The organism is Roseateles chitinivorans, from assembly GCF_050632235.1.
Taxonomy (GTDB): domain Bacteria; phylum Pseudomonadota; class Gammaproteobacteria; order Burkholderiales; family Burkholderiaceae_C; genus Roseateles; species Roseateles chitinivorans_A.
Genome location: NZ_CP192584.1, coordinates 2,402,137 through 2,420,688, shown reverse-complemented (window position 1 = coordinate 2,420,688; position 18,552 = coordinate 2,402,137). Strand labels below are relative to the sequence as shown.

Here is an 18,552-nt window from a genome sequence, read left to right as displayed (position 1 = left end):
CCACCTAGCTGGGGGACATGTCTGAAAAACATATCCGCGGCGAGGGGTGTCCAAGCGAGAGTCACCGTGGCGGAGTGGACGGGCGCGCCGCCCGGCCTACCTGTTCACCTGCTACACACCGCCAAGTCTTCGACATTGCCCAGGCTGCCGGCGAGTTCCGACAGGGTCTGCCCCGTGGCCACACCACCACCGTCGCGACGCTCAGCCAAGGGATCGCACATGCAGCACGCCCCGACCAAGACCACGAGGCAGTTCATCTGGGAATGCCACGGCATCCCTTTTCCTAGAGCGTCGCCGAGACGGTCCTTCCGCCGACAGCGAGGCCTGAGGTGTGGCTCATCTCAAACTCCATGGTGGCGATCTGGGGCTGCAGCTCGCCTACTGCGGAGCGACTCGAACGCGGCAGCCAAGAAGAGAGACTGCGCGGAGTGAGCGAGGCTGCGCTTGGTGGGAGGCGGGCCATCCGTGTGCGCGCCTGCACACCGGCGGTTTTCCTAGCTTGCTCAAATTTGAGCGACTCCGGATTTGGCGATATTTTCTGATTTTCCGATTTAGATCAAACACTTAGGCCTGTCAAAAATGGCAAGCGCTGTCCGAACTTGTACAAAAATGGCAAGAGCTGGCTGGACAAATCGGGGGCTCATGCGCTTGGAGGCCTAGGAAAACGGCACAACCAGGCCGGATTCGCGGCTGCGGCAGAGCGAATTTGTCAAATGCCTCGGATTAGCATCAGGACGGCTTCGGGTGTACCAAGCCGAACCGCGCTGATTCACAGGAAGGCACCGCCCCTCCCCGCCCAAAGCGCTACGCCCACTGATGCAGCCGGTGCTGCCGCCGCAAGCGGCGAAGCGCTCTAAGAGCGCTAGGCGCTATCGAGCGGTGAGCGTGACACCCCCGCCTCCCGCTGCAGCACCAAGTCGTGCAGCCGCGCCACCGCCTGAGCGAATGCGTCGTAGTCTCCGATCCGGTACACGCCGCTGACCTGTAGCGCCTCACCATCGACCCCCACGAGTACGATCTGCGCCTTGCTGTAGCGATTCATCTCAGCCACGGCCTCGGACAGTGGTGTGTTATCGAACACGGCCTCGCGCCGCTGCCAGGCCAACAACTGATCCAACCTCGGCCGGTCCAGCCGTGGCGGCGGGACTTCCTCCCCGCCCTACCCTCCTCCAACCGGAGGACGCGCACGCGATCTCCAGGCGCCATCACGAGGGGCGCTGGCATCTTCTGTGCGCCGCCGAGGCGTTGCACGACCACACGCCCCTCGATCAGCGTGACGCCGAACGATTCCCCGCCGCCGGGTTCGCGCGGCGTCGCCCGGACCAGGAACGCCGTGCCAGTTGCAACCACCTTGGCGTTCGCGACCTGGACCTCGAAGGCCCTACCGGGGTCCTTCGCCACCTCGAACAACACTTCCCCGCCCCGCACGCTCACAGCTCGCCGGGTCTTGGTCAGCTCGACACGTACATCGGTCGATGTGTTGAGGCTCATGCGGGTGCCATCGGCCAGCATCACGACGCGCTGCTCTCCAACCCCTGTCTCATAAGCCCGGTCATCGGGAAGAAGACGCCATGCGAGCAAGGCCGCACCACCCAGCGCCATAGAGGCCAGGACCGCGCGCCGAATAGGGAAGACGCTCTTGACGCTGCGGTGCGGTTGAGCGCTGGCGGTCGCACCTGTATAGACGCTGAGCGTGAGGCCAGAAACGGCCTCCCAGGTATCGGTGCACCGCTCGAAAGCCAAGCGATGCGCCGCCGAACGACATTGCCAGTCCAGGCAGGCCAGCTCCATGGTGCGAGATCGGTTGGGGCCGTGCAGCCGGGCCACCCACACGGCGGCCTCAGCGGCAATCTCGGGGGTCACTCTCGGATGCAGTTCCGGTGCGGTTGATGGTGTGTCAGAGGTCTTCGGCGGTGGCATTGCTACCACCCTTCCATCCAGGAGGTCAGTCGCAGCGTGGCCTTGGCGACGTGTTTGTGGACGGCGCTGACGCTCATGCCGTGAGATTGTGCGATCTCAGTGTAGGACAGGCCATCGATGCGATGAGCCAGAAAGACACCGCGCGTTGTCTCGGTCAAGCGCTCAAGGCCCATGCTCAGGCGTGCGAAGCGCTCTTTGGCGAGCAGTACGGCCTCCGCGGTCGGCGCGATGCCGGTGAGCACGACCTCCTCCACGGAAACTTCATCGCCCCGCGTCCGCTGCGCACGATGGGAGTCAATCGAGAGATTGAGGGCCGTTCTCATCATGAAGGCCTCGGGCCGCTCGACGACATGTTCCCGCTCATAGCAGGCGAGCCGTATCCAGGCCTCCTGGACCAGATCGTCGGCATCGTGCCCGCTGCGCCCGCGGCGCATCAGCGCGAGGCGGACGCGAACGAGCGTGTCGTGCAAGTCCTTGACGAGGAGTGCTGTCATACCGAGAGAACGCGTTAGTTGACGTCAGGCGCAACGCCGAGGCGTAAATGCAGTCTACGCGCCAAAGCTTAAATACACAATTTTTTGTATGTACTCATAAAAGGCGTGTTAGCAGACTGGTGGGTTGATTGCCAGCCCTCTCATGGAATTCCTCAAAGCCTTCGGCCAAGTGTTCCGCGCTGCACGTGAGCACGCGTCTTTGACCCAAGCTCAGCTTGGTCTTCAGGCCGGCGTGCATCCCAACACGGTTGGCTTCCTGGAACGCGGCGAGGTGGGCGTCAGCCTCGATGTGCTGAACACGTTGTGCCGAGAGATGGGGTTTAAGCCGTGGGAACTACTCCTGGAGACGGAGTACCTTCTGGACGGCAAGTGGGGCCTTATAGGTAGCGAAACGCCACTGGTGGAGTAGGCTGACCTCTGACGCGCCTTAGGAGTAGCGGCGGCGGCTGCGAGTCCTAGTCGACGTATTGAACGCCAGGGCACGCTCTGACTCATTCGGAAGAATGCAGAGCTGGCTGTCCTAAGTCAGGCGTCGCGCCCATGGCCGCCAGCGGCGGACGCACTCTTTCTTGTGGGATGACGGCATGGGTCATTGCGAAGCAGGTGATAGGCTTAGCCTTTCTTCATCGCGAGGTAGCCGTCCGTTGCCCTTGGAAGGAGGCCGGCACCCACAGCACCGCACGTAGCCGTCGTCAATCTCAGGTCAACGCGGTGCCACCTTAGGCCCAGCATCCGGTCAGGAGAAGGTCGCTCAAATGCGCCCGCCGACACCTTTGAACTTCTCAACAAAGACAGCAATCTTCTGAAAGACGGTCTGCTTCTTGGTCTTGAACTGTGGGTTCAGCGGGCTCATCTTGGGCAGCACTGCGTTGAGTTCGGTGCCATTCTCGCTAGCGAACTCCCGCTTGAGTGATGTGGCGATGTAGCGCCTTGCGGCCTCGGCGTTTAGGCCTTCTGCAGTAATCAGCTCGTCCGCTTCACGCTGCTGCTCAGCCTGGGCGAACTTGAAGAATCCGTCGATCGCGCCGGCTTTGTCGCCGATTTGGTCCAGGTCGGTCTGGTTGATGAAGTCGACCAACAGACTTTCTTTCGCGCGGTTGCCCAAGCTTGCGCGAATCACGCGCCGCACCTCGTCGACAAGATCAGTCTTGCTCTTGATCTTCTTGTTGTGCTCGAATATCAGTTCCAGGATGTAGTCCAGGTTAATTTCCTGGGATTTCAGGAGGTCCACCTCAAAAACGACGTCATCCCAGTCGATGGTCGACTTCTCCTTCTCAGCGCCGGCCTTCTCGCGTCGCAGCCAGTCACGCAAGTCGTTGTAGGTGGAGCGGTAGTCTTGAATCTTTCTCTCGGCAGGGAACGTGATGGCCTGCAGCGCCGTTAGATCGTCATTGCTCAGATAGTGCTTGGCCTTAAAGGCCTCCACCGCAGCTACATCCGTCAGGTCGACGGCCTGAAGCTCCTTCAAACTGGCAAACTCGTCGTAGTTCTGCAGAATGTTCTCGACACGCAGGTACTCGCCAAACAGCTTGGCGAAGGCCTTCTTGTCGGACTCCTTCTCAATGCCTGCCGGATCAGGGAAGCGGGCCTCCAACTCCTGCACCACATCCTTGAAGCCACGCCGTGCCTCACCGGTGGCCGCATCGGTGAAGCCTTCCATGTACTCCCTGTAGCTCTTCTCCAGCACCACGTTCTTGGTGTTCTTGTCACCGAAAAGGGTGATGGCGTCGATGGTCGCCTGTTCCAAGTCGCGGAAAGCGACGATGTTGCCGAAGGTCTTGGTGGATTCAAAGATGCGGTTGGTGCGGGAGAAAGCCTGCATCAGTCCGTGGAAGCGTAGGTCCTTGTCGACAAACAGTGTGTTGAGTATGGGAGCATCAAATCCGGTCAGGAACATGCCCACCACGATGAGCGGGTCGATCTCCTTCGCTTTAACCTGCGTGCCCACTCAATCAATGATCGATGATCTCAGTATCCAAATCCTGCGTTTGCAGCAGTACCGACACCTCCGCGGAGAATCCATTCTCTTCTCCAAGAACGACCGTTTTCAGATTGCCTCTTGGCTTCGCGAACGGAAAGAACCTCCATCAATTGTTCAGTCCCTCGAACCAGGGCCATTGATCTTCCGTTTCCGAAGATCGACAACTGATCTTGCAAATCCCCCCAGTTGCGGCGAAGTGCTCTCACGAGCAAACTGAGAAATTCTTTCCACACAGGAAGCTGCGAGGCTAACGCCTTTTTGCAACTCGAGCGACTCCAAGGCCTCAATTAAACCTAAAGATTTGTTTACATCCAAAAAGCCGCCATTCTCTAGACCTTCGCAAGCGATCTTTGCCGCATCCAGTCTCTGCCGAGCATTCAACGCACTCGCAAACGTTGAAAGCAGACGAAGTGCAGAGTTCCTAACCTCCGGCGACCCACTCACAGACTCTGCCAGCGCGAATCTCGCTGCCGTACTCGCATCACCGAGGTAAGACAAAAGATCCAGACCGGCGCTTTTGCGTGAAACATCGCAACTAGAAAGCCACGAGAACAACTCACCCTCATTACTCCGAATGCGCGATGAGAGCATTTTCATGCGTTCGTGCATTGGCGGAAATTGATAGTCCAGCTCCATTTCCGAGTTCACAAACTCGTTCCCCACCCTGCTATCCGTCGACTCCTCATACTGAGACCGACGAAACTCCTCAAAGTCAACGTACTCCTTCCAAAGCGGAGAATCACGGTCATTTACGCTGATCGCCCGACAAGAGGGACGCTCGCCCGAAGGAATATACGGCTTGTCTAGTACCTCAACACCAAAGGTTGCGCGGTTCTCTGAGCGCGTAACCAACGAGCATCGAACGCGACTAAGTGGCCGAAACTCACGAACCGCATCGCACGCAGCCTTAAATTGAATGGTCTCATCACCATAGTCCTTCCCACGAATGAGACGAGTGACAGCGCGCACCTCTTCCGTCGACACAGTAGAGGGGGCGACGATGTCTATGGATTCTAGAGTCACAGCACTCGCGCCCTCCCAAATCAAAAGAGACGCAAGAATCAAAGAGGCCTTAACTAGCATGAACGCAGAACTCATAGCATTGCCAGAGGAATTCCGCCAAGCGCCCCCATGGCATCCTGCTCGGCAAGTTCTTTTACCCGGGCGCTACGCAAAGTTTCGGCAAATCTATGCATGCCACTTTTCTGAATGTAGCAAAAACCTTCTGGATCAGGCGACTCGATGAAATTAACAAACATATCAAGAACCGTAGTCTCGGGGGAAACCTCTTCCATCCAAAGAAACTGCCCCTGCTCGTTAACTTCAAAGAATACCCATTCTCCAGACTTCGTAACCGCAAAGTCAAACGAACCAGTAACGATACCCAGGCTCTTCATCAAACGCAGGCAGGAGTTCTGCACTGAGTTCGGCATTTTTATCGGATGAGGAGAAAGTAGCGCTGGGTCGACGGTCCGCCAGTCACTGGCGCTCTCCTTGTTATCTTGAGAGTGCAGCGCGATGCTCTGAACTGAGTTTCCACAGAAGAACGCGCGCACTTCAAAATGCTTGACAACCTCGCGCTGATATATCGCGGGACAGGCAGCAATGTATTCATCAGCGGGAAGGCGATCAAGATCAATGGCCGCAGTGAAAGAGTGAAAGAGGCCGTCCTGCTCTTGCCAACTCTGCGTATAGAACGGCTTTACCACTGTCCTTGCACCAGATACAAACCTGCGCACCTCCGCCGGTTCATTGGATACCAACGTGCTGGGGATAATTAGCCCAACCTGCCGCGCGAGCTTTAGTTGCAAGATCTTGTTGTTCGCTGCACGTCTTCCGGCAATCGAGTTCACCCAGCGCGCACTTTGCCAACTCGAGCCGCAAAGCGATCGATACCATTCCTTCAACTCAAAGGCGGCGGGCTCTTTATCCTCCGGGAGTAGCTTGTCTGGGGTCACCGGCCAGCGTGGACGGCGTAGCCAAACGACATCCACCGACTCGGACAGGCCAATGCTCTCCTGACCCTCTCTAACCACGCCGTATGGGTCAGAATCTTGACACAGCCAGAGGCTCGTTGATTGAGCGCTGGGAAATCGATCCCCGATCCATCTTTTGACAATGTGCCCCCTGGATTCAAGGGCTGAAGCAACACAATGTGCATGAATGTCATGCGCCAACGTCATTATCAGAACTTCGCTCACCAGCATTCCCAGAATGCGCTCGTCCCGCAATAGCGGGACGAGCTAATTACCATATCACGCGCGAAGTACTACGAGTCGTTTCGTACTTCGCTTAGATCTGATTCAGAAGTCCGCGTTAGACGTGTCGTCATCAACCGGCTGATGATACTCATTGCGCGTCTTCGTGCGGCCAGGGCCGGTCAGACCGCCACCCTCACCATCGCCCGGATCTTCATACTGCTCCAACGTTTTGCCGCCGCCCGAGACATCCTTCAGCACATCCGTTGGCAGTTCTTTCAGCTTGCTCTCAGGCGACTTCAGAGCATTCGTCCGAATAACGATTCGGTTCTTCATCTAGTTTTCCCTAAAAAATACGTTGAGATACGCGGCAAAACCGCAGCAAGTTTATACATCAGGGGAAGCCATATAAGACCTGTAACTCCTTACACTTGACGGAATGGAAGAATTTTCCGTGCCAGAGAAGAATTATCCACGACACCCCCATAAGGGCGACTTGACAAGGGAGACAATCTTGCGGTGATGAGTATTCGTCACTCGTACGGAAGAGAAATTGAAGCAGCCTTGGCGGGACACAGCTTTGGCGACCTTGAAAGCAGTCGAGGCCTCAAAAAATCATCCCGACATCAGGATCTGAGCGAAAAGAGAGAACAAGACAAAATCGTGCGTGCAATAAAAATGCCCCGCAGATGCAGGGCATTCTTAGTAGATCACGAAAATCTGACGTTCTCGCCTCCGTAGGAACTTAGGCAACCTCCTCTTCAAGTGGATTTGACTGTACCTCTTGACCACTAGGTGCAGCGTGCAGCCGCCCCTCCTTAAGCAACACGACCCTATCAGCCATCGCAATGGTGTCTGGACGATGGGCGATGATGATTCGAGTGACGGACAGTTCTGCCAAAGCCTTGGCAATCAGTTTCTCATTCGAAACATCGAGATGACTGGTTGCTTCGTCCATGGCCAAGATTGAAGGTGACCGGTACACGGCGCGAGCAAGGATGAGCCGCTGCTTCTGCCCGCCGGAAAGACCGGAACCCAAGTCGCCAATCATGGTTTCATAGCGCATCGGCATTCGCTCGATATCTTCATCGATCTGAGCCAAAGCTGCTGCGGCGCGCAACTTCGCCTCATCAACTTCCGAATCAAAGAAGGCAATATTTTCCGAAATGGACCCTGCGAGCAATGCATCATCCTGCATGACTGCACCGATAAGTCGTCGATATGAAGTCATCCCCAACTGCTCGATCGGGACACCAGAATAAAGCACTTGGCCACGAGTTGGCTTGAGAATGCCTAACAAGATCTTGAGAAGTGTCGTTTTTCCAGTGCCGCTTCGGCCCGTAATCGCCACGCACTCACCTGGTTGTACCTGCAAATTGACGCCACGCAGCAGCCAAGGCGCCGCTTCGCCATATCGGAATCCGACGTCGCGGAGTTCGAGCACGCCTGACGGAGGCGCGACCGCAGCCGGCTGCGTCGAACATCTGCTCTCGCGCTCTTCGAGAGCGATATCAGCGAGACGCTCTAGATGGACTCGGATAGTGCGCAGATCTATAAGGTTGTTTATGAATGTCGACATTCGGCGGGTGAATTGCTCCTTAAACCCAACAAATGCCATGAGCATTCCGACGGTAAACACGCCAACTTCCGGGGTACTGTTAATTACAAGCCCGGCTCCAATCCACAAACAGGCGATCCCCTCAAAGCCAAAGATGAGCGAATTTATCGTCATGAAAGCGAGATTTCTGGTACCCAGCAAAAAATCCTTGTTCTGAACATCTATTGAGTAGCTCTTCCACCTTGAGAACCTATCGCCTTCGATGCCGTATAGGCGAATTGGCGTTATTGCACGAAGGGACTCAAGAAAATGAGTCGATTCCTTTGCTTGTGCCGATAGCTTCTCTGCGGTTAAGTCGCGTATTTTTGCGTAGGTCAATAGTCTCAGCGCCAAATATGCAACGACCGCAGAACATGCCACCAGCGTCAACTTGACCGAGTACGCCAACATTAGCGCAAGAATTACACAGGCAGTAATTCCATCAAGCACAGCTTCCACGAGAGATGACGTGACAGTTCGCTGAATCGCCTGGACAGATGAGAATCTTGAAGAAATGTCTCCCATGCTTCGCTTTTCGAAAAAGCTAAGCGGGAGGTGCAACAAGTGGGAAAAAACATTTCCCGCCCACTGCAGGGACAGTGATTGCCCTAGGCGCAGTAGCATCCAGCTACGAATCCACGCCACCGTGCACTGGCTGAGAAGAAGTAGCCCAAATCCCAGGCCGAGAATCGGAAGGAGCTCGTGATCGCCGCTCGCCACAACATCATCCACGATGAATTGATTCAGAAGTGGCCCGCCAAGGACGAACAGTTGGAGGCTCGCTGCCACCACCGCGACCCGAGCGGCAGCACCGCCAAGGCCTGGCATCCCTGCAGTCAAAGCACGCAGAGTTAATCGGGGGGACGCAGGCAGTTGGAGCTTCGCAAAATCAACATTTGGGGAGAGCTCAAGTGCGATGCCTGTGAAAGACTTGGAGACCTCTTTAAGCGCCAGAACAATTTCGCCATGCGCCGGATCCACAATCGTGCATGCGCCCGTGCGATGACTGAAGTGCTTGAGCACAACGAAGTGGTTTAAATTCCAATGGAGGATCGCAGGACATGTCAGCTCCGCCAAGCCATCTAGCTCCGCGCTGACAGCACGGGAGTCAAAGCCTAGATCTGTCGCGTACTGTACGAGATCTCTAAGCGTTGCGCCTTTGATCGAGGTTGGATACCTTGCACGCAGATCACGAAGGGATATTTCAATGCCATGTGCGTCTGCCATCATCGCAAGACAGGCCAAGCCGCACTCTGCAGCCTCTGATTGAAGAATGGTTCGCATCAGGATATCGAGGGACCAATAGGAGAAGTCTGAACGGCGCGAGAGTTGATCGATGATTTCGTCATTAACCTGACATCTCTCTCAAGATGGCTTCGATGGCAAGGTGGGATTAGAGCGCACATCAATTGATCTTCTTGGTCGCCCGAATGATTGGTTCGAAAATCCATTCGTAGACTCTCCGCTGATCGAGCACCGCGTCCGCCTCGAGTGTCATTCCATTCTTCAATGGGAACAGCTTAGTACCGTTGGAAAGCGCCTGCTCTTCCAGCCTTACGTGAATTCGATAGACTGGCTCATTCCCCTTTATTGATGCTCGAAGCGCGTCCGCCAAGGACGCAGGGAGATCTTGCATCGCCACCGGACTAGAAGCGACGCCTTCGATAACGCCCTTCCCATATCCATATCGCTGATAGGGGAAGGCAGAGTAGCGCACTCTGACCTGCTGGCCATTAGAAATGAGCCCAACCGTCCGGCCCGTGGCAAACAGGTATGCATCCAGCTTTACATCGGAGGTACCTGCGCTCGGGATGATTGTCATCAGAGATTGACCGGCGATCGCAGTGTCACCCGGGTTGACCATTAGAGCGTCGATGATTCCATCCTGCGCCGCCATTAGCTGCACCTCCCCTTTCGTCGCTGAATCAACAGAAGCCCGCTGCAAATCAGCTAGGGATTGCTCGATGTTCTTACGCGACATTTCCGCGTCATTCTTCGCAGCATCCGGCTCGAATGAGGCAGCCTTGCGCTCTCGGACTAGCCCCTCAATTGCCTTGTCCATTGACTTAAGTCTTGCCTCAAGCTCCAATAATTCGCCTTCCTTCTGCATTCGCAACAGAGGGGAATAGAAACCATCAGCAACCAATCGCTCGTAGGCCGCATAGGTGGCCCTACCAATGGCGACCCTCATTTCAAAAAGCCGCCGCTCTTCCTGAGACTCTTTCAACTCCCTTTCAATGCTTGCAAGATGCGCTACCGCGGCTTCAATGCGCCGTGAATACTGAGCGTTCACGAGGCCCAACTGACTCCGAATCGCCTGACCTTTTTCCTCTAAAGCGGAGACCTCTCGATTCAATGAATCGCCCAACGAAGTCTGTTGCTCGATAATCAAGATCGCCAGAGCGTCTCCTCGCTTGACTTTCTGCCCAACTGTCACAAGCAGCCGAGACAGGGTCGCGGAGCGTGGGGATTTGACTTGAACCGTCCCTGCAGCTGGCAGCAGAACGCCTTGTAGCGATGTCTTCCTCGTGATGCTTGCGAACGCAATAAACAGGACAAGCGCCGAGACCAAAACTAGCGCGAGCGCCGCCAGAATATTCTGAGGAATTTGACGACTGCGGCGGACCGAACCGAGCCACCCCATGCGGCGACTCTGAAATACTTCTTTTCTATACAGCGGTTCCGACATATATTCTATATATAGCAATTCCCTTGCATATATGTTAACCGCCCGTAAGGGCAAGGGCAGCGGAAGCATGCTGTAAGGGGTTACAGTTGCGGAACTTCCTGAACCTATGTATTCACTGGAATTGAGTGAGGGAGGAGGCTATAAGGGCAATGGTCGCCATTGCTTTCGAAGCGACGAACCTCAATCCGCCGATTTCTTGTCGCTGGGCAAGAAGTCAGCAAGCTCTACTCGTTCCCGTTTCGGCGACTCAGTTGCCGATGTCCTGAAGATGGTGGTTCATGTGCTTGACCCCGCAGCGCCGCATATCTGTCACCGGCTCGCTCGCTTGCGGAAGCTGGCGCCTCTCGGCCCTATCCTTGCTGGCCGTCGAGGTACTTCACGCCAGTCAGCCGGGTTTGGTATCCACGCGTCGTGCAAGCGGAGAAACACAAGACGACGACCGCGAGCTCACCAGTTCGCGTGTCTCGTGAACCTCCGGGGTCCGCCATGGAGGCCATGTTCGCAGTCAACTTCGGAGGTCAGCTCCAGCCGGAGTGCTCCTGGGCCGGTGGCACGTCCGGGCCCGTGCTCGAGCTAGTCCGAAAGTTCCGCAATGAGCTGAGCCGCCAGACTGGTGCCAAGCACTAGCGCGGCTCTGCCGGTGCCCGGCATGCGCGAGCCTAGGGACAGCCTGTCCAGGCGCCTGTAGGCCGCTTCGAGGGCTTGCGCGTCCAATAGCAGCGCCGAGGGTGGCAACTCCATGACAACGCCCAACCGAAGCGCTTGAGACTGCGCGGACAGCCCTCGGGCCAGCGTGTTGGCTTCCACCGAGCGAAGTTTCCCCAGCACCAGTGGCAGGTCCCGGGCCAAGCGATCGAGCTCGAGCACCATCTGGGCCATGCGCTCCAGGTCCATGCTTGTCGTATGAGTCATGTGGCGCATCTTAGGTGGTGGGCGACGGCTAAGGGGGCGCCGCGCAGACCGAGTCAAAGTCCAGTCCATGCTCCGGCAGCGGCACCTACACGGTGTCGTCCTTGATCTCTATCCCGAGCGCTGCGGGGTCTGCACACTCCGCATCTGCAGTCGCGCTGACGGCTGTGTCTGCACCGAGTACGCCGCAATCACCGAAGCTCGGCACGGTCGAGCTGGCTTCGCTCCCCTCCCCTGCGACCTTGCCGCCACCGTCAATCCGTCGTGCGCCCGCGAGCGTAGCTTGGGCACGCGCCGCCGATCTCTGTGCAGCGCCGCGCGCACATCAAGGAACACCAGGCCATCGATGCGGCTGAGCTCGTGCGTGACGCAACGCCGTTCTTCGCTCTAAGTCTGCGCGCTCGCACGATCAACTGCACGTCGGACCGACCTCGTGGAGCGTGCTGTCGATTGGGAGAACTGCGACGCGCCCCTCTCCCCGATCGGGCGCATCGCTGGGTCTTTTGCGCTCTCATGGAACTGGGACAAGAACGAAGCACTGCGAAAGCCCCTGCCCTGTTTTTTGCTTACGAAGACTTCGCACCGCCAATGCCCATATCGATGGATCTCACGACCTCGTCCAAGCGGCGGTCAGCTTCTGCAGATTCTCAAGCGCCAGCAAGCGCTCAAGGGTGAGCAGAGCCGCGGCGCCCGGCGTGCGGCAATCTCGGCGCGGGGCGCTGCCGATCTCAAGCAGCCTTCCCGATTCTTCAACGACGCTTCAAGTTCCGGCTGGCTTACCCACTGGCTGCACGCGCGCCTTCAAGTCTCCTTCAAGGCGGGGCGATCGCCCCAGGACGTCCCATCACATCCCGGGCTCGCGCGTAGCAAAGGTGCAATTGCAACCAGAGGCCATCGCCCCCGCTGTCAACTCCCTCTGGGGATCTTGCCCTCGCAGATCTCCAACAGAACGTAGCCGTCAGCCACCACATTCGTAGCACGCTACGTTGACAGTCTAATCGTACCAGGCTACGATTTACACAACGACAGCCGAGACGTGCATGGCCCACAGCAACCAACATTTCGAAGCAACCCGTTCGCGTCGGGAAGTTCTTTCGCGGCACGGCAACAAACTGGCTCAACAACGCGCCGTCGACCAATTGGCACCTCCGTTGCTCCTGGCATATGGCCAGCGAGAACACGACGGCAACGGCATGGGTAGCATCCGGTACCTCATGACTGACGCCGCCATGGCCACGCTAACCCGAGCGGTCCGCCACACGAAGCAAGTTGAAGCGCTGACCGGCGCTTACGCAGTCGTCAGCGCCGATGACGGCACGGTCAACACCATCGGCCACCGTCAGAGCTAAGCGCCGGCATGCACACAACGGAAACCGCGCCCCCGCCCACAAGAGCGTTTCGAGCCCTCGTTGACCTCGTGAGACGCGATGGAGCCATCAATAGCCAGTTGTTCGCCCTGGTTTGGCTGGCGGCTGGCAGGATGGTCGCCGACCTTGCGGTTCATTCGGCCACGCGACAGATTGATCTGGCCGATCTTGCGGGCTGGAAAGTACTGGCATCTCAAGGATTCCCCCAAACGGCAGTTGAGTTGGCGATGTCGCCAAGCACCGATGGGCAGCATCGCGCGGAGCGAGCCGCAGCCATCGTCTCGCATGTCATCGAGGAGGCCAAGCTCGGTCCTTGGGATGTACTTCCATGCTTGATGGATCCGACTGGTGGCCATGCCGACATTGGTGGGACCGTCGTACCCGAACTGGCTTCGCTGGCTCTCGACCTACTCGGTGCCCCCGCGAACAGCGAGGTGTGGATTCCGTTCGACCTGAGAGGCCAGTTGACGGTACAGGCGCTGCGTCGCGGTCTTCGCGTGTTGGCCTGGTCTCCACTGCCGACGTGGCCCCTCGTCCGCCAACTCATGTGGACCATCGAAACCGGATCACCGCAGCCAGAAGCAGTCCAGTTTGACCTCGGGTCTTTCTCGACAAAGCCGTCGGGACTTCGAGCGGACTATGCGCTGGTGCTACCGCCCCCCGGCATGCAGATGAAGGACCAGCGTCTCGCGCCATGGGTCACAACCGACAGGAGCAATAACGAGCAGTTCCCTCGCAGCGAGTCATGGGCGATCCATGAGTTCGCAGATCGGGCCGACAAGCGCGCGGTCTTCCTGACGCCGCAAGGGGTGCTGTTCGCCAAAGGCCATGACCAACGGCTGCGCGAGTACCTTCTGTACCGAGGCCGGGAGCGAAACGAAGTTGACGCTGTCGTGGCCCTCCCGGCTGGCGTGTTTCAGGGCACTACGGTTGCTGCGGCAATGCTGCTGATGGACTTCGAACACTGTGCAGACAGCGTGTACATGGCGGACCTTGGCAAAGCCCGCCGCTCGCTTTTGGAAGCAGGCCAAGCCGTCGCAGACGGTCACCGCTCGGTACTGGAGCGGGCGGAGGGTGACAGATCTCGACGCGTCACGCGCGACGAGATCGCTGCGAACGAGTACAGCTTTGCCCCATCCCGTTATCTCCGCAAGGTGAAGGACCTTGATGAGGTTGCGGTGACCCTCGATGAGATATGCGAGGTCATTCGGCCGCCTGCTATTACGAAGGAATCGACCCCCTTCGAGGTCGCAGAGGTTGGTCTGCCTGAACTGCGGCTCTGGCAGCCCATCAGCGGAGAGTTGGACAAGTCGGTACTCCTGAAGGCTGCGCCAAAGGAGTCCGTCCATGTGCGTGAGGGGGACATCATCCTTTGCGTTAAGGGCTCTGTGGGGCGAGTTGGCTTGATGGGCGACGCAGCAACGCATAGGCCGACGGTCGTGTCGCAGAGCTGTGTGGCGCTACGCCTCAAACAGGGCAAAGCCACGATTTCCCCCGAAGTGCTGTTCATGTATCTGCGTTCACCGCACGGGCAGGAGCAACTCCTTGGACTGCAAGTTGGTACCGGCGTTCAACACATCAGCCCCGGAACGTTGCTGAGCGCGGTGTCAGTCCCGCTACCCTCTTACGAGACAGCGCTCGGGATACGACGAGATTTCTGCGAGCTACGCGACCTTGAGCACCGAGTGTCAGCGCTCGAGCACCGGATGAAAGAGATCGTCTGGCAGCGCTGGCCGATCGAGGCGCTGTAGCGGCAGCGAAGAGAGACATCAATCACAACGACAGAACAAGCACAACAAACAGAATGAATCAGGACATCAAGAGAACCCTCTGGGCCACGGCCGACAAGCTGCGCGCCAATATGGATGCGGCCGAATACAAGCATCTGGTGCTCGGCCTGATTTTCGTGAAGTACATCTCCGACACCTTCGCCGCGCGTCGGGCTGAGGTCGTGGTACGGCTGGCCGACCCGAACGACGAGTATTTCTACGGCGACGCCAGCCCCGAAGACCTAGCCGCCGAGGCCGACGACCGCGACTACTACACCGCCGTCAACGTGTTCTGGGTGCCCGAGGCGGCCCGGTGGGAATCACTGCGATCACAGGCCAAGCGGCCCGAGATCGGCAAGCTGATCGACGAGGCCCTGGGACTGATCGAAACCGAGAACCCCAAGCTCAAGGGCATTCTGGACAAGCGCTATGCCCGAGCGCAGTTGCCCAACGGCAAGCTGGGCGAACTGGTGGACCTGGTGTCCACCATCGGCTTCGGCGCTGATCCCGGCGCGGCACGCGACGTACTGGGCCAGGTCTACGAATACTTCCTCGGCATGTTCGCCAGCGCCGAAGGCAAGCGGGGCGGCCAGTTCTATACGCCGGCCAGCATCGTCAAGACGCTGGTCGCCGTGCTGGCGCCGCACCACGGTCAGGTGTACGACCCATGCTGTGGCTCGGGCGGCATGTTCGTGCAGTCCGAGCGCTTCATCGAGGCTCACGGCGGCAAGTTGGGCGACGTGTCCATCTACGGCCAGGAAGCCAACCCAACCACTTGGCGCCTGGCCGCCATGAACCTGGCCATCCGCGGCATCGATTTCAACCTCGGCCGCGAGCCGGGCGACACCTTCACGCGCAACCAGCACCCCGACCTGCGCGCCGATTTCATCCTGGCCAACCCGCCCTTCAACATCAGCGACTGGTGGCACGGTAGCCTGGAGGGCGACCCGCGCTGGCAATACGGCGACCCGCCGCAGGGCAATGCTAACTACGCCTGGCTGCAACACATGCTGCACCACCTCAAGCCCACCGGCCGCGCCGGCATCGTGCTGGCGAATGGCTCCATGAGCTCCAGCCAGAACAACGAGGGCGTGATTCGCGCGGCGATGGTGGAGGCCGATGTGGTGGAGGTGATGATTGCCCTGCCCGGCCAGCTCTTCTTCAACACCCAGATCCCGGCCTGCCTGTGGTTCCTGGCCAAGAAGAAGCCCACCGCGAGCAAGGGGCAGGTCTTGTTCATCGACGCCCGCAAGCTTGGCAGCATGATCTCGCGGGTGCAGTGCGAGTTTGCGGACGAGGAAATCGAGCGCATCGCCAGCACGGTGGCGGCCTGGCGCGGCGAGGCACCTGAAGGTGAGGTGGTGGGCGAGTATGCCGACGTACCGGGCTTCTGCCGCAGCGTGCCGCTGGCCGAGATTGCCCAACACGGCCATGTGCTGACGCCGGGGCGCTATGTGGGAGCCGAAGAGGTAGAGAACGACGACGAGGCCTTCGCCGACAAGATGACGCGGCTGACCGAGCAGTTGGGCGAGCAGATGGCCAAGGGTGCAGAGCTGGATGCGTTGATCCGTGCGAAGCTGGGAGGGCTGGGGTATGAGTTCTGAGTGGCCTAGCCTGACGCTGCGGCAGGCCGGTGTTGCGCTGATCGATTGCGATCACCGCACACCCGCCGCCGCCAAAGAAGGCTATCCGTACATTGCCATTCCGCAACTGAAGAATGGCCGTATCAGTCTTGACGGCGTCCGGCGGATTTCGCAGCCCGACTATCTTGAATGGACGCGCAAGCTCAAACCGCAGGCGCATGACGTCATCGTTGTTCGGCGCTGCAACTCTGGTCAAAGTGCGCATGTGCCGGAAGGCCTGGCATGCGCGATTGGCCAAAACCTGGTTGTGCTGCGCGCAGATGGAAAAGTCGTTCGCCCGGAGTTTCTTCGGTGGTTAGTGAGCGGGCCCGACTGGTGGGATCAGGTCGGCAAGTTCATCAACGTCGGCGCTGTTTTCGACAGCCTGCGGTGCAAGGACATTCCTAACTTCGAGCTTCGAATCCCGCCACTCAATACGCAAAGAGAGATCGCCGCAACGCTGCGCGCAATTGACGACCGCATCACTCTACTCCGCGAAACCAACGCCACGCTGGAAGCCATCGCCCAGGCGCTATTCAAGTCTTGGTTCGTGGACTTCGACCCCGTGCGCGCTAAGCGCGACGGTCGCGCTCCCGAAGGCATGGACGAAGCCACCGCCGCCCGCTTCCCCGACAGTTTCGAGGACTCGGAGTTGGGGAAGGTGCCAAGGGGGTGGTCCTACTGTAGTCTCAAGGAAGTGACGCGGATCTTTGACTCCATCCGAATTCCGCTGTCAGGCGCAGACCGCGAGAAGCGGCGCGGACAATACCCGTACTACGGCGCCGCGGCTCTGATGGACCATGTGGACGACTTCCTGTTCGATGGCGTCTACCTGCTTACAGGAGAAGACGGCTCAGTCGCCGACGCCAATGGGTTTCCGATTACCCAGTATGTCTGGGGCAAGTTCTGGGTTAACAACCACGCCCATGTAATGCAAGGCGCGAACGGTGTCAGCACCGAGCATTTGATGTTGGCGCTGAAGCAAACCAACATCCAGCCCTACATCACAGGTGCGGTCCAGGCAAAGCTGAGCCAGTCGAACATGTGGAGGATCCAGTTCTTGCAATCCAGCTCCGAAGTGACCGCAGCATTCAGTAGTCGCATTGCACCGCTGTTTGCCTCCTTCAGGCACAACGCAGATAGAGCGCAGACCCTCTCATCCCTCCGCGACACCCTTCTCCCCCGCCTCATTTCCGGCCAGCTGAGGCTGCCGGAGCCGCATTCCTTGCTGGAGGCTACCGCATGAACGAGCGCATCCACATTTACTGCGATGAATCGTGCCACCTGGAGAACGATCACCTGCGTGCCATGGTGCTGGGTGCCGTGTGGTGTCCCGCCTCGCATCGGCAGATGCTGGCCCGGCAGATCAAAGATCTGAAGGCCTCCTTCGGCTTGCCCCCACATTTCGAGATCAAGTGGGTCAAGGTGTCGCCGGGTCAGGCGGCGTTCTATCAAGCTTTGCTGGACTTGTTTTTCGACGAGCCGCTGCTTCACTTCCGCGGCCTAGTGGTGCCTGAAAAGCAGGCTCTGGATCACGCGAAGTTTGGGCAGGACCACGACGGCTTCTACTACAAGCAGTGGTACACGCTGTTGAACCGCCTGATCGACCCGAGCAAACGCTACCGGATTTTTCTGGACATCAAGGACACCCGTGGGCAAGTCAAGGTCGACAAGCTGCATGAGGTGCTTTGCAATGCCAACTACGACTTTGACCGTCAGGTGATCGAATCCGTCGAATTGGTGCATTCGCACGATGTGCTGCTGCTGCAGCTGGCAGACCTTCTCATCGGCGCGCTGTCGTACGCCCACCGGGGGCTGCAGGACAGCCCTGCCAAGCTGGCGCTGGTGGCGCATGTACGGCATCGCTCGGGCCTGAGCCTGGAGCAAAGCTCGTTGATGCGCGCCGACAAGTTCAACCTGTTCATCTGGAGGCCGCAAGCTTGAGTGCGCCGCCACCCTTGATGCCCTTGTCCGCCTTCGGGGGGACTGGGCACGCTATGAAGATG

The 18,552-nt window shown here is 58.4% G+C and carries 16 protein-coding genes; 6 read left to right on the top strand and 10 right to left on the bottom strand.

Annotation, left to right across the window (positions count from 1 at the left end; genetic code table 11):
* Window positions 1-862 precede the first annotated feature (862 nt).
* Genes ACQ859_RS10905 through ACQ859_RS10895 form a run of 3 tightly spaced genes read right to left on the bottom strand, consistent with a single transcriptional unit; the run spans window position 863 to window position 2,414 of the window.
* Entirely contained in the window at window positions 863-1,042 is a 180-nt protein-coding gene (locus ACQ859_RS10905; RefSeq protein ID WP_431265790.1) for a hypothetical protein, read from the bottom strand.
* Complete coding sequence (locus ACQ859_RS10900; protein ID WP_431265789.1) at window positions 1,039-1,863, bottom strand: FecR family protein; 825 nt, start codon at window positions 1,861-1,863, stop codon at window positions 1,039-1,041. Before ACQ859_RS10900 ends, ACQ859_RS10905 begins: the two co-directional genes overlap by 4 nt.
* Before the next feature lie 59 nt (window positions 1,864-1,922).
* Window positions 1,923-2,414, bottom strand: coding sequence for an RNA polymerase sigma factor (locus ACQ859_RS10895; RefSeq protein WP_431265788.1), 492 nt, complete (start codon window positions 2,412-2,414; stop codon window positions 1,923-1,925).
* Window positions 2,415-2,556: 142 nt separating this feature from the next.
* On the opposite strand from ACQ859_RS10895, the gene ACQ859_RS10890 reads away from it, so the two are divergent.
* Window positions 2,557-2,823: a helix-turn-helix domain-containing protein gene (locus tag ACQ859_RS10890; RefSeq protein WP_431265787.1), complete on the top strand. Its 267-nt coding sequence runs from the start codon at window positions 2,557-2,559 to the stop codon at window positions 2,821-2,823.
* 342 nt (window positions 2,824-3,165) lie between these two features.
* On the opposite strand, the gene ACQ859_RS10885 is transcribed toward ACQ859_RS10890, so the two are convergent.
* The 7 genes from ACQ859_RS10885 to ACQ859_RS10855 form a co-directional block, all read right to left on the bottom strand.
* The gene (locus ACQ859_RS10885; protein WP_431265786.1) at window positions 3,166-4,362 is read right to left on the bottom strand and encodes a type I restriction endonuclease subunit R, EcoR124 family; all 1,197 of its coding nucleotides are present in this window, start codon (window positions 4,360-4,362) and stop codon (window positions 3,166-3,168) included.
* 147 nt (window positions 4,363-4,509) lie between these two features.
* Entirely contained in the window at window positions 4,510-5,493 is a 984-nt protein-coding gene (locus ACQ859_RS10880; RefSeq protein ID WP_431265785.1) for a hypothetical protein, read from the bottom strand.
* The gene (locus ACQ859_RS10875; protein WP_431265784.1) at window positions 5,490-6,596 is read right to left on the bottom strand and encodes an MvdC/MvdD family ATP grasp protein; all 1,107 of its coding nucleotides are present in this window, start codon (window positions 6,594-6,596) and stop codon (window positions 5,490-5,492) included. Before ACQ859_RS10875 ends, ACQ859_RS10880 begins: the two co-directional genes overlap by 4 nt.
* Before the next feature lie 102 nt (window positions 6,597-6,698).
* Window positions 6,699-6,929: a hypothetical protein gene (locus ACQ859_RS10870; RefSeq protein ID WP_431265783.1), complete on the bottom strand. Its 231-nt coding sequence runs from the start codon at window positions 6,927-6,929 to the stop codon at window positions 6,699-6,701.
* Window positions 6,930-7,338: 409 nt separating this feature from the next.
* On the bottom strand, window positions 7,339-9,474 hold the full coding sequence (locus tag ACQ859_RS10865; protein ID WP_431265782.1) for a peptidase domain-containing ABC transporter: 2,136 nt from the start codon (window positions 9,472-9,474) through the stop codon (window positions 7,339-7,341).
* 121 nt (window positions 9,475-9,595) lie between these two features.
* On the bottom strand, window positions 9,596-10,834 hold the full coding sequence (locus tag ACQ859_RS10860) for an HlyD family secretion protein (protein WP_431265781.1): 1,239 nt from the start codon (window positions 10,832-10,834) through the stop codon (window positions 9,596-9,598).
* Between the two features lie 618 nt (window positions 10,835-11,452).
* Entirely contained in the window at window positions 11,453-11,773 is a 321-nt protein-coding gene (locus ACQ859_RS10855) for a hypothetical protein (protein WP_431265780.1), read from the bottom strand.
* Window positions 11,774-12,828: 1,055 nt separating this feature from the next.
* On the opposite strand from ACQ859_RS10855, the gene ACQ859_RS10850 reads away from it, so the two are divergent.
* From ACQ859_RS10850 to ACQ859_RS10830, 5 genes are all read left to right on the top strand, one after another.
* Window positions 12,829-13,137 (top strand): hypothetical protein, encoded by a 309-nt coding sequence (locus ACQ859_RS10850; RefSeq protein ID WP_431265779.1) that lies wholly within the window; start codon window positions 12,829-12,831, stop codon window positions 13,135-13,137.
* A 98-nt stretch (window positions 13,138-13,235) separates the two neighbouring features.
* A complete protein-coding gene (locus tag ACQ859_RS10845; RefSeq protein ID WP_431265778.1) occupies window positions 13,236-14,906 on the top strand; it encodes an N-6 DNA methylase in 1,671 nt (556 codons plus the stop codon).
* Between the two features lie 53 nt (window positions 14,907-14,959).
* Complete coding sequence (locus tag ACQ859_RS10840; protein ID WP_431265777.1) at window positions 14,960-16,528, top strand: type I restriction-modification system subunit M; 1,569 nt, start codon at window positions 14,960-14,962, stop codon at window positions 16,526-16,528.
* Window positions 16,518-17,792: a restriction endonuclease subunit S gene (locus ACQ859_RS10835; RefSeq protein WP_431265776.1), complete on the top strand. Its 1,275-nt coding sequence runs from the start codon at window positions 16,518-16,520 to the stop codon at window positions 17,790-17,792. The genes ACQ859_RS10840 and ACQ859_RS10835 overlap by 11 nt, the downstream gene beginning before the upstream one ends.
* The gene (locus ACQ859_RS10830) at window positions 17,789-18,490 is read left to right on the top strand and encodes a DUF3800 domain-containing protein (RefSeq protein ID WP_431265775.1); all 702 of its coding nucleotides are present in this window, start codon (window positions 17,789-17,791) and stop codon (window positions 18,488-18,490) included. The genes ACQ859_RS10835 and ACQ859_RS10830 overlap by 4 nt, the downstream gene beginning before the upstream one ends.
* Window positions 18,491-18,552 lie beyond the last annotated feature (62 nt).

Coding starts and splice junctions, on each gene's coding strand:
- ACQ859_RS10905 (WP_431265790.1), bottom strand. CDS start 1,042: ATGAATCGCTACAGCAAGGCGCAGATCGTACTCGTGGGGGTCGATGGT.
- ACQ859_RS10895 (WP_431265788.1), bottom strand. CDS start 2,414: ATGACAGCACTCCTCGTCAAGGACTTGCACGACACGCTCGTTCGCGTC.
- ACQ859_RS10890 (WP_431265787.1), top strand. CDS start 2,557: ATGGAATTCCTCAAAGCCTTCGGCCAAGTGTTCCGCGCTGCACGTGAG.
- ACQ859_RS10880 (WP_431265785.1), bottom strand. CDS start 5,493: ATGAGTTCTGCGTTCATGCTAGTTAAGGCCTCTTTGATTCTTGCGTCT.
- ACQ859_RS10870 (WP_431265783.1), bottom strand. CDS start 6,929: ATGAAGAACCGAATCGTTATTCGGACGAATGCTCTGAAGTCGCCTGAG.
- ACQ859_RS10865 (WP_431265782.1), bottom strand. CDS start 9,474: ATGCGAACCATTCTTCAATCAGAGGCTGCAGAGTGCGGCTTGGCCTGT.
- ACQ859_RS10860 (WP_431265781.1), bottom strand. CDS start 10,834: ATGGGGTGGCTCGGTTCGGTCCGCCGCAGTCGTCAAATTCCTCAGAAT.
- ACQ859_RS10855 (WP_431265780.1), bottom strand. CDS start 11,773: ATGGACCTGGAGCGCATGGCCCAGATGGTGCTCGAGCTCGATCGCTTG.
- ACQ859_RS10850 (WP_431265779.1), top strand. CDS start 12,829: ATGGCCCACAGCAACCAACATTTCGAAGCAACCCGTTCGCGTCGGGAA.
- ACQ859_RS10840 (WP_431265777.1), top strand. CDS start 14,960: ATGAATCAGGACATCAAGAGAACCCTCTGGGCCACGGCCGACAAGCTG.
- ACQ859_RS10835 (WP_431265776.1), top strand. CDS start 16,518: ATGAGTTCTGAGTGGCCTAGCCTGACGCTGCGGCAGGCCGGTGTTGCG.
- ACQ859_RS10830 (WP_431265775.1), top strand. CDS start 17,789: ATGAACGAGCGCATCCACATTTACTGCGATGAATCGTGCCACCTGGAG.